The 17022-nt window shown below is 75.0% G+C and carries 14 protein-coding genes; 9 read left to right on the forward strand and 5 right to left on the reverse strand.

Features of this window, described 5'->3' with window-relative positions; translation table 11 throughout:
• Positions 1-16: 16 nt before the first annotated feature.
• Together ATL51_RS11450 and ATL51_RS11455 are read left to right on the forward strand one after the other, a co-directional pair.
• Positions 17-817 carry an SDR family NAD(P)-dependent oxidoreductase gene (locus ATL51_RS11450; protein WP_301548994.1) on the forward strand — a complete coding sequence of 267 codons (801 nt, stop codon included), beginning with the start codon at positions 17-19 and terminating at the stop codon, positions 815-817.
• 18 nt (positions 818-835) lie between these two features.
• On the forward strand, positions 836-1471 hold the full coding sequence (locus ATL51_RS11455) for a TetR/AcrR family transcriptional regulator (protein WP_100878619.1): 636 nt from the start codon (positions 836-838) through the stop codon (positions 1469-1471).
• A gap of 13 nt (positions 1472-1484) precedes the next feature.
• Here the strand turns inward: ATL51_RS11455 and ATL51_RS11460 are convergent, their stop codons facing one another.
• The 3 genes from ATL51_RS11460 to ATL51_RS11470 all read right to left on the reverse strand — a co-directional run bounded on the left by ATL51_RS11460 (position 1485) and on the right by ATL51_RS11470 (position 5949).
• Complete coding sequence (locus ATL51_RS11460; protein ID WP_100878620.1) at positions 1485-1919, reverse strand: VOC family protein; 435 nt, start codon at positions 1917-1919, stop codon at positions 1485-1487.
• Positions 1916-4570 carry a rifamycin-inactivating phosphotransferase gene (gene rph / locus ATL51_RS11465; protein ID WP_301548995.1) on the reverse strand — a complete coding sequence of 885 codons (2655 nt, stop codon included), beginning with the start codon at positions 4568-4570 and terminating at the stop codon, positions 1916-1918. The genes ATL51_RS11460 and rph overlap by 4 nt, the downstream gene beginning before the upstream one ends.
• A gap of 209 nt (positions 4571-4779) precedes the next feature.
• Complete coding sequence (locus tag ATL51_RS11470; protein ID WP_100878622.1) at positions 4780-5949, reverse strand: lipase family protein; 1170 nt, start codon at positions 5947-5949, stop codon at positions 4780-4782.
• A gap of 229 nt (positions 5950-6178) precedes the next feature.
• Here ATL51_RS11470 and ATL51_RS11475 point away from each other — a divergent pair, with 229 nt between their 5' ends.
• Entirely contained in the window at positions 6179-7195 is a 1017-nt protein-coding gene (locus tag ATL51_RS11475) for an alpha/beta hydrolase (protein ID WP_301548996.1), read from the forward strand.
• Between the two features lie 80 nt (positions 7196-7275).
• Here ATL51_RS11475 and ATL51_RS11480 read toward each other — a convergent pair whose 3' ends face one another.
• The gene (locus ATL51_RS11480; protein WP_100878623.1) at positions 7276-8079 is read right to left on the reverse strand and encodes a PRC and DUF2382 domain-containing protein; all 804 of its coding nucleotides are present in this window, start codon (positions 8077-8079) and stop codon (positions 7276-7278) included.
• A gap of 296 nt (positions 8080-8375) precedes the next feature.
• On the opposite strand from ATL51_RS11480, the gene ATL51_RS11485 reads away from it, so the two are divergent.
• The 6 genes from ATL51_RS11485 to ATL51_RS11510 all read left to right on the forward strand — a co-directional run bounded on the left by ATL51_RS11485 (position 8376) and on the right by ATL51_RS11510 (position 15358).
• Positions 8376-9308 (forward strand): hypothetical protein, encoded by a 933-nt coding sequence (locus ATL51_RS11485; protein ID WP_100878624.1) that lies wholly within the window; start codon positions 8376-8378, stop codon positions 9306-9308.
• Between the two features lie 109 nt (positions 9309-9417).
• Positions 9418-11115, forward strand: a complete 1698-nt coding sequence (locus ATL51_RS11490; RefSeq protein ID WP_073578599.1) for a GNAT family N-acetyltransferase — start codon at positions 9418-9420, stop codon at positions 11113-11115.
• A gap of 25 nt (positions 11116-11140) precedes the next feature.
• A complete protein-coding gene (locus tag ATL51_RS11495; RefSeq protein ID WP_083659173.1) occupies positions 11141-12328 on the forward strand; it encodes an alpha/beta hydrolase in 1188 nt (395 codons plus the stop codon).
• A 13-nt stretch (positions 12329-12341) separates the two neighbouring features.
• Positions 12342-12614, forward strand: coding sequence for a hypothetical protein (locus ATL51_RS11500; protein ID WP_073578537.1), 273 nt, complete (start codon positions 12342-12344; stop codon positions 12612-12614).
• Positions 12615-12638: 24 nt separating this feature from the next.
• Entirely contained in the window at positions 12639-14684 is a 2046-nt protein-coding gene (locus tag ATL51_RS11505) for an NAD(+) synthase (protein WP_073578538.1), read from the forward strand.
• Positions 14685-15073: 389 nt separating this feature from the next.
• Entirely contained in the window at positions 15074-15358 is a 285-nt protein-coding gene (locus ATL51_RS11510) for a hypothetical protein (protein WP_073578539.1), read from the forward strand.
• A 44-nt stretch (positions 15359-15402) separates the two neighbouring features.
• Here the strand turns inward: ATL51_RS11510 and ATL51_RS11515 are convergent, their stop codons facing one another.
• Positions 15403-16746, reverse strand: a complete 1344-nt coding sequence (locus ATL51_RS11515; protein ID WP_073578540.1) for an MFS transporter — start codon at positions 16744-16746, stop codon at positions 15403-15405.
• Positions 16747-17022 lie beyond the last annotated feature (276 nt).

Below are 17022 nucleotides of genomic sequence, written 5' to 3' on the forward strand. Positions count from 1 at the left end.
CGGGAAGGATGAGCGGATGGACGACATGCCGGCACCGGCACCGGCACAGCTGCCCGGTGCGTTCCGGCTGGACGGCCGGGTCGCGGTCGTGACCGGGGCGTCGTCCGGGCTGGGTGCCTGCTTCGCGCACGTACTGGCCGGTGCGGGCGCCGACGTCGTGCTCGGCGCGCGCCGGGCCGACCGCCTGGAACAGGTGCGGCGCTCGGTCGCCGCCACCGGGCGTCGCGCCGTCGCCGTCGTCACCGACGTGGCCAACCCGGACCACTGCGAGGCGCTGGTCGACGCCGCGGTCACCGGACTGGGCCGGGTCGACGTCCTGGTCAACAACGCCGGCACCGGCTACGCCGCCCGCGCGGAGACCGACGACCACGGGCGGGCGGCCGCGCTGCTGGAGGTCAACCTGCTGGGGGCCTACGCGATGGCCGCGGCCGCGGGCCGGCGGATGATCGACGCGGGCCGCGGCGGCGCGATCGTCAACGTCTCCTCGGTGCTCGGGCTGACCGCCGGGACCGTGCCGCAGGCGGCCTACTCGGCGTCGAAGGCGGGGCTGACCGGACTCACCCGGGACCTGGCGGCACAGTGGGCCCGGCACGGCGTCCGGGTCAACACGCTGGCCCCCGGCTGGTTCGCCTCGGAGATGACCGGCCCGCTGCTGGAGCACCCGCGCGGGCGCGACGCCGTCGTCGACCGGATCCCGCTGGGCCGCCTCGGCGAGCACGACGAGCTGGCCGGGCCGCTGCTGCTGCTCGCGTCGCCGGCCGGCTCGTACCTGACGGGCACGACGCTGTGCGTCGACGGCGGCTGGACGATGCACTGAGCGGGAAGGGGTGAGCTGATGCCGCGACCGAGTCGCTGGCCGGACCTCGTGCGTGCGGCTGGGGAGGAGTTCCGGGAGCACGGCTACGACAACGCGACGCTGGAGAGCATCGGGGCCCGGGTCGGGATCCTGAAGGGCAGTGTCTACAACTACGTCGGCAGTAAGGAGGAGCTGCTGCTCGCCGTCGTCGACCAGCCTGCGCAGGCGCTGCTCGCCGAGCTCGACCGGCTGCGGGCCGACACCGGCAGCAGCGTGGCGATGCGGCTGCGCGAGCTGATCCGGACCCAGATCCGGATCTTCTCCGACTACTACCCGGCCGCGTTCGTGTACCTGCAGCACGTCGGCCGGTTCCGGTCGCCGGTCTTCGCCCGGTTCGACGACATGGACCGCCGCTACATCGCCGCGGTCGAGTCGCTGCTGGCCGAGGGGGTGGACAAGGGTGAGTTCTCGCTGGCGGGCTCGCCCGCCGTGGCCGCCCGCGCCGTCGTCGGCATGCTCGACTGGATGCAGCACTGGTTCACCCCGCAGAGCGGTGAGGCCGACGCGCGCCTCGCCGACGAGCTCTTCGCGATCGCGCTCGGCGGCCTGCTCACCGCGGGTGGGGTGCACAGCCTGACCCGGGGGCTCCCGTACGAGGCGCCCCCGCAGGGCTGAGGCCCGCCCTCGGTCAGCCGCCCTCCTGGGCCAGCGCGACGAGGATCCCGCCCGGCCCGCGCAGGTAGGCCAGGGTGTGCGCGCCGAACGTCACGACGTCGCCGACCGGCTCGGCACCGTGGCCGCGCAGCCGCTCCACGGTCTCCGCCAGGTCGGTGACGGCGAACATGACCCGCCGGATGCCGAGCACGTTCACCGCGGCGCCCGGATCACCCACCGGCGACGACGGCGACCCGAACCGCATCAGCTCCAGCCGGCCGTGGCCGTCGGGCGTCCGCACGACGGCCATGTCGCACCGCACGCCGTCGAGGCCGACGAGCCGGTCGACGTCCGGGCCGGACACCGTCGCCCGGCCCTCCACCTCCAGCCCGAGGGCCGCGAAGAACGCGACCGCCGCATCGAGGTCGTCGACGACGACGCCGAGGTTGTCCATCCGCAGGACCGTCATGGTGTCCTCCCGTTCGTGGTGTGCGTGTCCCGGGGACGGAGCCGGTCCCCGGTTCTCGACACGTCCCGGTCGAGGATCTCGACCAGCCCGCTCCCGCCGTCCACCCGGACCCGCTGACCGTCCCGGATCAGCCGGGTCGCGCCCTCCACCCCGACCACGGCGGGCAAGCCGTACTCGCGGGCGACGACGGCGCCGTGGGTCATCCGCCCGCCGACCTCGGTGACCAGCCCCGCGATCGTGACGAACGCCGGCGTCCAGCTGGGGTCGGTGTAGGCGGTGACCAGCACGTCCCCGGGTTCGAGTGCGGCGCCGGACAGGTCGGCGACGACGCGGGCGCGGCCCTCGACCGTCCCGGCCGACACCGCGAGCCCGGCGAGGGCTCCGGGCGGCACGTCGTCGCGGTGGTAGGAGCCCTGCAGGCACTCACCGTCCGAGGTCAGCACCCGCGGCGGGGTCAGCGCCTCGTACGCGGCGAACTCCGCCCGCCGGGCACACACCAGCGCGAGGTCGGCGTGCCCGGTGCGCGAGACCTGCTCCAGCTCGTCGAACCGCAGGTAGTAGGCGTCGGTGCGGTCGTCGAGCACGCGTGCGGCGACGAGCCGGTCGGCCTCGGCGAGCAGCGCGGCCCGGTAGACCGCGTAGCGCGAGACCATGCCGAACTTGGGGAACTCGCGGTAGCCGATGAAGGTCCGCAACCGCTCGATCATCAGCGCCGTCTCCGCGGCGCGGGCCTCCCCGTCGACCCCGGCGCGCAGCCGGGCCAGCAGGTCGTCGCGGGTCGCCTCGGCCTCCCGGCGGCCGTGGGCGAACCGGCGGCGCCCGGCGCCGGGCTCCTCACCGTCGACGTGGCCGAGGATCAGCGGCACGAGCGCGGCCGGGCGCTCGTGCCACCGCGGCCTGCTGATGTCGATCTCACCGACGCAGCGGGCCCCGTAGGCGTCGAGCCAGCCGACGATCGCGTCGCGGGCCACCGTGCCGCCCTCGACCGACCCCAGCGCGTCGAGCACGTCGTCCCCGGCCCCGCGCAGCAGCGCCACCGCCGCCGGGTACGGGCGGACAGCGTCGGCGACGTCGAGCAGCGCGAGCCCCATCTGCGAGGTCACGTTGTCGGGCACCGACCGGGTCAGCACGTCCGACGGCCGCTCCCCCAGCCACTCGCCGACGTGCTCGTCGATCCAGTACGCCGCGTCCATCGCCGTCATGAACACCCGGGTGCTGCGCGGGTCGCTCAGCCGCGCCCGCAGCTCGGGGATGTCCTCGCGGATCGCGACGAACAGCTCCGGTCCGACGCGGCCGTGGATCCTGCGCGCCGCGTCGGCCACCGACGCCCGTCCCTCGGCGACCAGCTCGGCGACCAGCGCGGGGTCCGGGTCCAGCGGCTCGGTGGTCGGCGCGCCGTGCACCGGGGCGGGCGTCGCCGGATCCTCGCCGAGCGGGACCGCGCCGCGGTCGAGCACGGTGTGCAACGCGTCGGTCATCAGCGGGTCCGACCGGCCCATCACCGCGAGCAGGCCGTCGCGACCGGAGGGGGTGCCCAGCGCGGCGGTGACGTCGACGAACAGCCGCCCGCCGGCCTCGGCCATCGGGCGCGGCGTCGTCATCTGCCAGAGCGACAGCCCGAGCGGGCGCATCGCGTCGGTCATCATCTGCTGGTAGCCGACCGACAGGTAGACGTGGAGGCGGTCGTCGCCGGTGTCGGGGACCGGGAACAGCGTGGTGATCGGGCGGCTCTGGACGACCTGGAACCGGCCGCCGGACAGGCACCACTCGATGTCCTGCGGGCTGCCCAGACCCGCCTCGATCGTCCGGCCGAGCCGGACCAGCTCCAGTACCCGATCCTCGGTGAGCAGCGGCGGGTTGTCCGGGCCGAGTTGCTCGGTGCGGGTGCCGCCACCCGGCGCGGGCCGCACCGCGACCGTGCGCGGCGCCGTCCGTGCGTCCACGACGGCGGCGGTCGCGCCGGTGTCGCGGACCGTCCACGCGTCCGCCGCGACCAGGCCGGACACCAGCGCCTCGCCCAGCCCGGGCACCGCCTCGACGACGGTCACGGTCCGGTCGGAGGTCACCGGGTCGGCGGTGAACAGCACCCCGGACACATCCGGGACGACCATCTCCTGGATCACCACCGCCATCGCGACGGCGCGGTGGTCGAGGCCGCGCCGCCGGCGGTAGGCCACGGCGCGGTCGGTGAACAGCGACGCCCAGCAGTCCCGCACCCGGTCGAGCACGGCGTCGGCGCCCACCACGTTCAGATACGAGTCCTGCTGCCCGGCGAACGATGCCGTCGGCAGGTCCTCGGCGGTCGCGCTGGAGCGCACCGCCCACGCCGTCCCGGCCGGGGCCCGGCCGAGCGCCGCGGTGACCGCCGCCGCGACGTCGTCGGGGACCGGCCGGGACGCCACCAGCCCGCGGACCTCGGCGGCGAGCGCGGCGAGCCCGTCGGCGTCATCGGCGGGCAGACCGGCCAGGCGGTCCAGCAACGCGTCGAACCCGGGCGCACCGGTGACGGCGGCCCGGTAGACCTCCGTCGTCACGCACCAGCCGCCCGGGACGGCGACCCCCGCCGTCCGGGTCAGCTCCCCCAGGTGCGCGGCCTTCCCCCCGACGACGGCGAGCCGGTCCCGGCCGACCTCGCCCAACTGCAGCAGCACGTCGTGCACTCCCGCCCCTGTGTCACCACGACGCCGCAGGTCACGGCGCCGGGCGCAGAGTCTGACGCGGTCCCGGGGTCTTGCCGCAAGTCCCCCGGTGCGTTATACGTTGACCATGGCGGGAGGGCGACGCGCCCGCCTCACATCTCGGCGGGTGGGCGCCCGGGTCCGGTCCGTGGTGGACGGTCACACCGTCCCGTGCGGACCCGTCAGTCGCAGGTCGACGTGACCGGCAGGTCGGCGAAGCGGGCCTGCAGGAACGCCAGCGCGCGGGCCTGACCGTCGGGGTACCCGCCGACGTGCCCGGGGACGGGCGACGGCCGGAACTCGACGTCGGCACCGCGGGCGCACCAGCGCTCGGCGAGCTCCCTGCCCTGGTCGAACGGCACGATGTCGTCGGCGACGCTGTGCACGATCAGCACCGGCGCCTCGGGGGTGCGGCGTCCGATCAGCTGCTCGTCGACCCTGCTCGCGAAGGGCTCCTCGTCGAGGAAGGCGGAGAGCGGCCGCCCGTCGGCGGACAGCTGCTCGGAGCGCAGGCCGGGGTAGCGCAGCACGGAGTCCTGGGTGCACTGCTCGCGCAGCTCGGCGATCACCTGACGGCCGCGGTCGTTGAGCAGATCCGGCACCCCGAGATCCGGGTAGGCGGCGTCGAACCCGGAGACGGCGTAGCCGAGCAGCGCGACGGCGGCGCCGCCCTCCAGGGCTCGGCCGGTCGCGGCCAGGTCCGCGGGCGGCGCGCCCGCGTAGGCGCCGACGATGTCCAGCTCGGGGGCGTAGTCGGGGGCCAGCTCGACCGCGGCGGCCGAGGCACCGCCGCCCTGGGAGTAGCCGTAGAGCGCGGTCGGGGCGTCCTCCGGCACGCCGACGCCGGCCCGCTGGGCCGCGCGCACGACGTCCAGCAGGGCGTGCGCCTGCGCGGCCCGGTTGACGTAGGTGTGCTCGCCGGGGGTGCCCAGACCCTCGTAGTCGGTGACGGCCACGGTGTTGCCCGCGGCCAGCAGCGCGGTGAGGGCCGGTGCCTCGTACTCGGTGCCCGCCTGCAGCTGGCGCGACGGCGCGCACCGGTCGGCGAGGCCCTGGGTCCCCGCGGCGAAGCCGACGACCCGGGTGGGCCCCGGCGCCGGGACGAGCGGGGTGAGGACGATCCCGCTCACCGTGACCGGCCGGTCGTCGGTGTCGAGGCTGCGGTAGCGGATCCGGGTCGCGGTCGCGGCGGGCACCGTCGGCGTGAGGACCCGCTCCGCGGACACGACGTCGCCCGGCGCCCCGTCGGGCTCCGGTCCGTCCGGCGAGGCCAGTGCCTGCGGCACCGCGACCACCGCCGCGACGACCGCCACCACCCCCGCCACGACCGTCGCACGCAGCCTCGTCCTCATGCCCGTCCCCCTCCGCAGATGATCTCCACCGAGCTGAACGAGCGGCCACCCCGCCGGGAACGGGGACCGAGGTTGCGAAACGGCCGCGACGGCGCGCGGACCGGTGATCCGTGCCGCGTACAGCGGCAGCGAACGGCACCCGGTGCCACTATCGACACAGGAGATCGGGTACACGCGGGAGGTCACCGTGGATCATCGGGTACGTGTCGCACGAGGAGCCCTGCGCGGTGTGCTCGCCCTGCCGGCGCCGGTGAAGCGGGCGATCGCCGGTCCGCCCGTCCGTCGCGACGGCCAGCAGCTCGACCTCGACATCCAGCTCCTGCTGCGGCTGCTCACCCCGCGCCGGCCTCAGCCCGTCCCGCCGCCGGAGCAGATGCGGGCGGGCCAGTCGTTCGTCGACCGCGTCGTCGCCGGGCCCGAGGAGCCGGGGGTGCGCCGCGAGGACCGCACGGTCCCCGGTGCGGTCGCCGACCTGCGGGCGCGGCTGTACGTGCCGCCGCCGGGACCCGACGTCGTCGACGGCGCACTGCTCGTCTACGTGCACGGCGGCGGTTTCGTCGCCGGTGACCTGGACACCCACGACGAACTGTGCGCGACGCTGGCCGCCGAGTCCGGCGCCCGGGTGCTGTCGGTCGACTACCGGCTGGCGCCCGAGCACCCGTTCCCGGCCGCCGTCGACGACTGTCTGGCCGCGTTCGCGCACGTCGCGACGCACCCGGAGGAGTTCGGGGCGGCCCCGGGCCGGATCGCGGTCGGCGGGGACTCCGCCGGGGCGAGCCTGGCGCTGACGGTGGCCCGCGAGACCAGCCGCGACGGCGCCGCCCCGGCCGGGCGTCCGGTGTTCTGCCTGGCGTTCTTCCCGGTCACCGAGCTCGACGGGCACACCCGCTCACGCAAGCTGTTCGGCGACGGCTTCCTGCTCACCGGCGAGGCGATCGAGGCGATGGCCGGCTGGTACGTGCCCGAGACGATGCGCGACGACCCGCGGCTGCGGATCGCCGAGGGCGACCTGTCCGGGATGCCGCCCGCCTACGTCGCGACCGCCGGGTTCGACCCGCTGCGCGACGAGGGCGAGCACCTGGTCACCCGCATGCGGGAGGCGGGCGTCCCGGCGACGCTGCGCCGTCACCCCGACCTCGTGCACGGCTTCGCGACCTCGCTCGGGATCGGGGTGCGCCCGAGGCAGGCCGTCGCCGAGGCCGCCGGCGCGCTACGGACGGCGTTCGCGCTGCTCGGCGCGACCTGACCGGCCCCCGACATGGGCCCGGCGCGTCACCGGGCCCGAGGTGCGGGCTCCGGTGACGCGCCGGTGGCGCGGTGCGTCGCTCAGCTGCGGCGCTCGTCGCGGGGCAGGGCGTGCTGCGGGTCGTCGACCTCGACGCGCTCCTTGCGCACGGTGTCGGAGACCTTCTCGTCCTCGGTGACGGTGCGGGTGCCGAGGCGCACCTTCTCCACGGCCTCGGTGGTCTTGTCGACGACCGGGCGCTCGCGGTGCAGGGTCACCTCGTGCTCGGCCTCGCCCATGGCGCCCGGGCGGGCCTCGGCCTCGGTGCCGTCGACCGGCTCCCGCTCGAGGCGGACCTCCTCGTGCGACACCGGGACGGTGACGGTCTGGTCCTCGGTCACGACGTACTTGCGCAGCGCGACGCGCCCGGTCTCCTCGGTCTCGGTGCCGACGCGCAGGTTCTCCTCGTGGCGGACCATCGCGTCGTCGCCGGTACGGGCGGTGCGGTCGGTGCGGTCGGTGTCGGTGCGGTCGCGATCGGTGCGCTCGCCGGTGGCGTGGCGGGCGTCGGTGCGGCCGTTGCCGTTACCGTGCCCGATGCCGTAGTGGCGGTAGAGCTCGTCCTCCTCCGACCCGGTCAGGCGCTCGTCGGAGCGGCCCACGTGCGGGCAGTCCTTGACCGCCTTCTTCTCCACGCCCAGCGCGACGTCGCGGTCGTGCACGTCGGCGTTCTGCAGCGGCACGAAGCTCTCCTTGGTACCGAACAGCCCGGTGTTGACCGTGGCCCAGGTCGGGTCACCGCTGCGCTCGTCCAGATAGATCTGGCCGATCTTGCCGACCTTCTCGCCGTGGTTGTCGACGACCTGACGACCGATGAGCTCCCGGGTCATGTCCTTCGTGATCATGCTGCTGTCCTCCGTGGCTCGGTGCGAATGCTGTCGAACACCGGTGGGGTCGACCCGGAACCGCCCCGGCATGCGGCGGACGCCGCGTTCCCCGTCGTCCGTGTGACCGCCGTCATCCACCCGGCCCCACGGGATCGCTTGTGCGACAACGCTGGGTGTAGCGCGTTCCCGTCGCGGGCGACCCCGGACGGCATGTTTGGGACAGTCTGTTCTGGACTTGATCTAGGACGTTCCCGACGACGGGGACGGATCATCCCGCCACCGGGTCCCCGGGACCGGCGTGGAATCGTGGTGACGTGCTCGCCGGGACCGCACTGCTCCCGCTCGGGTCGGCCGTCACCGTCACCGCCGTCGCGGGCACGGCCGCGCTCACCCTCGTACTGCTCGTGCGCCACTGGGCCCGCCGGCGGCCCGCGGTGCGGGCGGCCGCGCTGCCGGCCGTGGTCGCGCTCGTCGTGCTCGCCCTCGCGGTGGGGACGAACGCCTGGTTCGGCTTCTACCCGACGCCCGCCTCGCTGGCCGCCGGACCGGACCGCGGCGGGCTGCCCGCGCCACCCGCCCCGCCGGTCACCGGCCCCGGCAGGGACACCGTGCTGACCGTCGACGGCGTCGACGTGCCCGCGCACCTGCCGCCCGGCTACGACGAGCACCTCGCCCACCCCGTCCTGGTGTGGACCGGGTCCGGGGACGGATCGGCCGCGGTCGACGCCGCCGTCGACGCCGCGGTCACCGCGGGCCGGATGCCGGCCGTGGTGGTGCTGTGGACCGACCGGGTGCCGGTGTCCCGGCTGCGCGTCGCCGCCGTCGCGGCCGGCTCGCCGGTGCTGCGGACCGACCGGGCCGCGTGGGCCCTCGCCGGTCCGCCCGAGGGCCCCGGGTGCCCGCTGGGCCGGGCGCTCGCCGAGCGCGCCGACGTCGCGACGGCGGCCGGGCCGCCCGGCGGCGACGGCTGCCCCGCCCCCGCGTCCGGTTCGCCCGATCCGTTGGACCTGGTCGTCGTGCGCACCGCGGCGACGCAGGATGACCCGGTGCCGGGCGCGCCACCGCCGGGCCCGGCGCTAGCGTCGGGGTCGGTGACCGCGGCGCCCGGGACACCGGCGGCCGACGTCGTCGCCGCGGAGCTGGACGCGCTCGGCACCCGGCTGCCGGGTCCGGTGGCCCGCTCGGGCGTCGCCGGTGGTCCGCCACCGGCGACGGGATCGACAGGAGGAACGCGTGACGGGCTCTGAGGGCTCCGGCCCGCCCGGGACCACCGGGGACGAGCACCGGGACGAGCACGGGGACGTCCGCACGCGCGGAGCGGCCCCGGCGCCGGACCCGGAGGCCCGCAGACGACGGTTGTCCGAGGCCGCCGTCGTCCGCGCCGTGGTCTGGGCGGCCCGGATCGTCGGTGCGCTGACCGTCGTCGCGGCGGTGCTGCCCGCGCCCCGCCGGGTCATCGGGAGCGAGCTGCGCAGCACCCTGGGCCTGCCCGCGGGTCTGGGCCTGGCGTCGCTGGTCGTGACCGCGCTCGCCGGGGTCGGCCTGCTGCTGCTGGCCACCGGGCTGCGCCGGCGCAAGAAGCGCGCCTGGTGGGTGGCGACCGCGACGACGACGTTCCTCGTCGTGGTCAACCTGCTGCACGTGCTGGACCAGCGGCGCGGCATCGGGCCCGCGGTGCTGGTCGTCGCGCTGCTGGCGGCGCTGATCGCGACGCGCCGCTACTTCGTCGCCCGGCAGGACCCGGGAGGGCTCGGCCGGTCGGTCCGGTCGCTGCTGCAGTTCGGGCTGTCCGGCTTCCTCATCGTCTGGGTGCTGCTCGCGCTCAACCCGCGCCGGCTCGTCGGCGACCCGTCGATCGCCGCGCAGGCCGCGCACGCGGCGCTGTCGCTGATCGGGGTGACCGGACCGGTCGAGTTCGAGCAGCGCGCCGTGTGGCTCGACGACCTGACCTCGGCGATCGGGCTGACCTTCGGGGTGGTCGCGCTCGTCGTCGCCGGGTACCACCTGCTGCGCTCGCCGGAGCCGCGCCCGTCGCTCGACCCCGACGACGAGCAGCGCCTGCGCGCCCTGCTCGACCAGCGCGACGGCGACTCGCTGGGGTACTTCGCCCTGCGCCGTGACAAGGCCGCGGTGTTCGCCCACGGCGGCAAGTCCGCGGTGTCCTACCGGGTCCTCGCCGGGGTCGCGCTGGCCTCGGGCGACCCCGTCGGCGACGTCGGCGCCTGGCCCGGCGCGATCGAGGCCTTCCTCGGCATCTGCACCCGCTACGGCTGGTCGCCCGCGGTGCTGGGCTGTTCCGAGCGCGGCGCGACCGCCTGGTCCAAGGCCGGTCTCGACGCCCTCGAGCTCGGCGACGAGGCGGTACTGGAGACGGCGTCGTTCAGCCTGGACGGACGCCCCATGCGCGGGGTCCGCCAGACCGTCAACCGGATGCAGCGCAGCGGGCACACCGTCGAGGTGACGCGGCTGCGGGACCTCGACGAGACCGCACGGATGCGGGTCGCCGAGCGCGCGCACCGCTGGCGCGGCGCCGAGGACGAGCGCGGATTCTCGATGGCGTCCTCGCGGGTCGCGGACCCCTCCGACCCGGACGCGGTGATCGTCACCGCGCTCCGGGACGGCGAGCCGTCCGGGATGCTGCAGCTGGTCCCCTGGGGCCGCGACGGGCTCTCGCTGGACCTCATGGTCCGCGACGCCGACGCCGACAACGGCGTCAACGAGCTGATGATCGCCGAGCTGATGGCGGCCGCGAAGGACCATGGTGTGAAGCGGGTGTCGCTGAACTTCGCGATGTTCCGCTCCGCCCTGGAGCGCGGCGAGCGGATCGGCGCCGGACCGGTCGCCCGCGGCTGGGCCCGGGTACTGCGGATCGCGTCGCGTTGGTGGCAGATCGACTCGCTCTACCGGTTCAACGCGAAGTTCCGCCCGAGCTGGTACCCGCGCTACGTGCTGTTCCCCGCCGTCCGCGACCTGCCGCGGGTGCTGTTCGTCGTACTCGAGGCCGAGGGCTTCGGCGGCCGCCCGCCGGCGCTGCTGCGGCTGCTGCGCCGGTGAGCCGGGTCCGCGCGGGGGCGGCGCCGTGATCCACGCCTCCGAGCTGCGCCTCGACGTCGTCGCCGCGGTGGTCGTGCCGACGGTGGCGGCGGTGCTGCTGCTCGCCCTCACCGGTGGGGTGTGGCACCGGCTGCGCCGGGTGGCCCGGACGCTGCTCGTGGTCGTCTCGGCCGTGGCCGTGCTCGCGGCCGCCGCGGCCGGGGCGAACCTGCTCGGCGGCTTCTTCCCCACCGTCGGCTCGCTGATCGGGTCCTCCCCCGACCCCGGCGAGGGCTCGGTCGCCGACATCGGCCCGGACGGTGCGGGCCTCGACGCGGCGATGCCGCTGGTCGCCGCCCGCTCGGCGCAGGGGCTGGGCTCCACGCTGCACATGACCCTGCACGGGGCCGTGTCCGGCATCGACCGCGACGCCGACGTCTACCTCCCGCCCGGCTACACCGAGCACCCGCGGGCCCGCTTCCCGGTCGTCGAGTGGCTGCCCGGGTTCCCCGGTGAGCCCCGCGAGGTGGCCGCGCTGTTCACGGTGCCCGACGTGCTCGACGCCGCGATCGCCGCGCACCGCATCCCGCCGGTCGTGCTGGTGGTCCCCGACATCAACGGCGAACCCCGGTTCGGCCACGACCAGGAGTGCGTCGACGCCCAGCACGGCGCGGCCGACGACACCTACCTGACCACCGACCTCGTCGACTGGACGACCCGGCACCTGCGGGTGCGGCCCGACCGCGGCGCCTGGGCGCTGGCCGGCTGGTCCTCGGGCGGCTACTGCGCGATGAACCTGGCGCTGCGCCACCCGCGCACCTACGCGCTCGCGGTCAGCCAGAGCGGCTACGACCGCACCCCCGACGACGTCGTCACCGGGGATCTGTTCGCCGGGCGGCCCGACCTGGCCGCGGCCAACGACGTCGTCGCGCTGCTGGGCGAGCGGCCCGCGCCCCTGGCGATGCTGGTCACCGCGGGCACCGACGAGCCCGAGGAGCGGGCCGCCGCGGACCGGATCCGCGCGGCCGCCGCGCCACCGGTGACCGTCGACACCCGGCTCTACCCGGGTGGCGGACACAACCAGAACGCCGTCCGCGCGCAGCTGCCGGACCTGGTGGACTGGCTGGGTGCGCACCTGCTGGGGCCGCTGGTCCCGCCCGCGACGCCGGCGGGTGTCACGATCGACGACGGGCCCGGTGTGCCGCAGCGTGTGCTGCCGGTGCCCGACCCCTAGGAAGGAGACACACGTGGTCTGGGAGGGAGTCGGCACCCTGCTGCTCGTCGGCGGGCTGCTCGCCGGGGTGGTGTGGATCGTGATCGCGGCCGGCGTCGGGGAGATCCCGAAGGTGCTGCACGGCCTGGCGCTGTGGCTGCTGGTGCCGCTGGCGTGGCTGGGCTCGCTCGGGGTAGTGCTGGCCGGCGGGTCGGTCGGGGCGGGCTGGGCGGTGCTGCTCGGGCTGCTCGTCGCCACCGGGGTCGCCTGCGCGGCGGCGCGGATGCTGGCGGGTCGGCGGAGCTGAGCACCCACCGGTCAGAATGACGGCGTGGACTTCCGCTCCGTCTACCGCCACCACTTCCTGCGCACCGCCGCGGCGACCCTGCACACCACGATGGCCGACCCGGCCGCGAACGTCGCCGCCGTGCTGGAGACCGCCCGGACCTGCGCCGACGACGGCGTCGGGCTGGTGGTGTTCCCCGAGCTGACGCTCTCGGGCTACTCCATCGAGGACGTCCTGATGCAGGACACGCTGCTGGAGACCGTCGAGACCGGACTGCTCTCCCTCGTCGAGGCGACCGCGGACCTGCTGCCGGTCCTCGTGGTCGGGGCACCGCTGCGGTACCGCCACCGCCTCTACAACTGCGCGATCGTGATCCACCGGGGCCGGATCCTGGGCGTCGCCCCGAAGTCCTACCTGCCGACCTACCGCGAGTTCTACGAGCGTCGCCAGACCGCCCCCGGGGACGACGTCCGCGGCGCCTCGATCCGGCTCGGCGCCACCGACGTCCCCTTCGGTACGGACCTGCTCTTCGCCGCCGAGGACCTGCCCGGCTTCGTGCTCCACGCCGAGGTCTGCGAGGACTACTGGGTGCCGATCCCGCCGTCGGCGGAGGCGGCGCTGGCCGGGGCGACGGTGCTGGCGAACCTGTCCGGCTCACCGATCACGGTCGGCCGGGCCGACACCCGGCACCTGCTGTCGCGCTCGGCGTCGGCGCGCTGCCTGGCCGCCTACGTCTACGCCGCCGCGGGTGAGGGCGAGTCGACCACGGACGTCTCGTGGGACGGCCAGACCATGATCTACGAGAACGGTGTGCTGCTCGCGGAGTCCGGGCGCTTCCCGCAGGGCGCGCGGCACGCGGTCGCCGACGTCGACCTGGACCTGATCGCCGGCGAGCGCCGCCGCCAGGGCACCTTCGACGACAACCGTCGCACCCACGCCGCCCGCACCGACGCCTTCCGCACGGTGGCGTTCCGGCTCGACCCGCCCGGCCACGACATCGGCCTGCGCCGCACCGTGGAGCGTTTCCCGTTCGTGCCCGCCGACCCGGCGCGCCTGGAGCAGGACTGCTTCGAGGCCTACTCGATCCAGGTCGCCGGGCTGGAGCAGCGGCTGCGGGCGATCGGCCAGCCGAAGGTCGTGATCGGCGTGTCCGGCGGGCTCGACTCCACCCACGCCCTGATCGTCGCGGCGCGGGCGATGGACCGTCTCGGCCGCCCGCGTACCGACATCCTCGCCTTCACCATGCCCGGCTTCGCCACCTCCGACCACACCCGCAACAACGCCGTCGCGCTGTCCGAGGCCCTCGGCGTCACCTTCGCCACGATCGACATCACCGGCACCGCGCGGACGATGCTGTCGGAGATCGACCACCCCTTCGGCCGGGGCGAGCCCGTCTACGACGTCACCTTCGAGAACGTCCAGGCCGGGCTGCGCACCGACTACCTGTTCCGGCTGGCGAACCAGCGCGGCGGGATCGTGCTCGGCACCGGGGACCTGTCGGAGATCGCGCTCGGCTGGTCCACCTACGGCGTCGGCGACCAGATGTCGCACTACAACGTCAACGGCGGCGTCCCGAAGACGCTGATGCAGCACCTCATCCGCTGGGTGGTCTCCTCCGAGCAGTTCCCGCCCGGGGTGTCGGCGGTGCTGCGCTCGGTGCTCGACACCGAGATCACCCCGGAGCTGGTGCCCTCGGACGGGACGACCGAGGTGCAGTCCAGCCAGGCCACCGTCGGTCCGTACGCGCTGCAGGACTTCACGCTCTGGTACACGCTGCGGCACGGCTTCCGGCCGTCGAAGATCGCGTTCCTGGCCGGGCACGCCTGGTCCGACGCCGCCGCGGGCCAGTGGCCGCCCGGGTTCCCCGACGACGAGCGGCCCGCCTACTCCCCCGCCGAGATCCGGCACTGGCTGCAGGTCTTCGCGCGGCGGTTCTTCCAGTTCGCGCAGTTCAAGCGCTCCGCGCTGCCGAACGGCCCGAAGGTGTCCGCGGGCGGCGCGCTGTCACCCCGCGGGGACTGGCGGGCCCCCTCGGACCTGTCGGCGACGATCTGGCTCGACGAGATCGAACGGGAGGTCCCGGCAGGCTGAGGGCGGGCCGGCCGCGGGGCGCGACGCGGACGCCGCAGCGCCTCGGGTCCGGACGGGGGTGACCCACTGAGCCCTCCGGCGGTGCCGAGGAGTGACCCGATCGCACGTCCGGCGCAGCGGTGGTGCGTGTCGTCGTGTCGCCGGAACCGGTCGCCGATCGGTGACACGGTTCACCGAGCGGACGGGGCAGCCCTGTGCCGACGGGGCGGCGTCACACCGGGCGACTGGACCGCCGGAGTTCCTCGGCTCGATCCCGCACACCCCTCGCCAGCAGCGGGAACGCCGGGTCCTGAGTGGACCGGCGGACACCGGCCGACGGGCCCCCCGCCCCGCCGGGGGCGGGTGAACCCGACCACTACTGTCGCCTGCATTCGACCTGGAGGTGAGTCGTGGCGCTCGCGAACATCCTGTCCGAGATGCCGGATCTGCTGGAGCGGACCCTGGCGGAACACACCCCCGACGCGCAGGGCTTCTGCCGTGAGTGCCGGGACGCGACGGGAGTCAGCGCCACCTGGCCCTGCGTGACCCGCGAGCTGGCCGAGCAGGCCCGCTCGATGTCCTCCGACGGCCCCGGCACCGTCGACGAGCGGCCCGCCGAGGGCGCCGTGGCCGGGCGTCGCCGGGCCCGGGACCTCTCGGCCCCGCTCGGCAACGGCCGGCACCGCTCGATCTAGGCCGCTCCGGTGCCCCGGACACCACGTCCGGGGCACCGCCGTCGTCAGGAGAGCCGGGCGGGCGCGGCCGGGCGGTGCGTCTCCCGGATGAGCAGCACCGCGACCAGCGAGATCACGGCGACGACGACCATGTAGGCCGCGACCGCCATCGACGTGCCGTAGCCCTGCTGCAGGGCGGCAGCGATCAGCGGTGCGAACCCACCGCCCAGCACGGCGCCGACGGCGTAGGAGAACGAGGCGCCGCTGTAGCGGAAGCGGGCCTCGAACATCTCCGCGAACAACGCGGACTGCGGGCCGTAGGACAGGCCCAGCCCCACCGTGAGCACGACGACCGCGACGACCATCGCGGCGAACCCGGTGGTGTCGAGCAGCAGGAAGAACGGCACCGGCCACACCACGAGCAGTACCGAGCCCACCAGATAGGCGCGCTTGCGGCCCACCCGGTCGGACCAGACCGCGCCGCCGACGATGCTGACCAGCCAGCTCAGCGAGCCGATGATCACGACGACGATCATGGTGTTCCGCGGGACCTCGAGCACCTGGGTGCCGTAGGAGAGCAGGTAGGCCAGGAAGATGTAGCCGATCGCGTTGTTCGCGACGAAGCTGACCGAGGCCAGCACCAGCTCGCGCGGACGGTGCCGGAACACCTCCAGGATCGGGGCGCGGCTGCGGCCGCGGTTCTGCCGCAGCATCGCGAACACCGGGCTCTCCTCGACCCGCAGCCGGATCACGAGCCCGACGACGACGAGCAGGATCGACAGCAGGAACGGGATCCGCCAGCCCCACGCGGCGAACTGCTCGGGGGTGGTCAGGTTGGACACGACGAGGAACACCAGCTGGGCCAGGATCAGCCCGGCGGGCACCCCGATCTGCGGGAACGAGCCGTAGCGTCCGCGCCTGCCGGGCGGGGCGTGCTCGACCGCCATCAGCGCTGCGCCGCCCCACTCACCGCCGGCCGAGAGACCCTGCAGCAGGCGCAGCACGACGAGCAGCACCGGGGCCGCGACGCCGATCTGGCCGTAGGTGGGCAGCAGGCCGACGCCGACGGTGGCCACGCCCATCAGCAGCAGCGAGAGGACCAGCATCTTCTTGCGGCCGAGGCGGTCGCCGAAGTGCCCCCACACAATGCCGCCGAGCGGACGCGCCACCAGCCCGACCCCGAGGGTCGCGAACGCGGCCAGGGTGCCCGAGGCCGCGGACATCGTGGTGAAGAACTGGCTATTGAACACCAGGGCCGCGGCCGTGGCGTAGATGAAGAAGTCGTACCACTCGATCGTCGTGCCGATCGCGCTCGTCGCGGCGACCCGGCGCACCTGCGCGGGCGCGGAGCCGGTCGTGTCGGCGGCGCTCGTCGGGCCCGCGCCGGGCCCGGCCTGCTGCTCGGTCATGCGTCCTCCCCTGACCCGGGGCGGCGGTGTCCCGGACCGCGCCACTTTTGCACCGAACGTCCGGTCGGGTAAAGACGTGCGGGGTGCCCGATCCGTGCCACTCGTCGCACGGCCGGGTGCGGTCGCCGCCACGAACGGCCCGCGAAGATCGGACATCACGGGACATTCGCTACCGTCCGATCACTGAACACGCGGTCCGGTACCCCCCGACGGGCCGGGATCCCCCGATCCCGACGCTCCCCCGCAGCCCGGCCGGTCCGCGTGCCGGAGGAGAGA

The organism is Pseudonocardia alni (genome assembly GCF_002813375.1).
GTDB lineage: Bacteria > Actinomycetota > Actinomycetes > Mycobacteriales > Pseudonocardiaceae > Pseudonocardia > Pseudonocardia alni.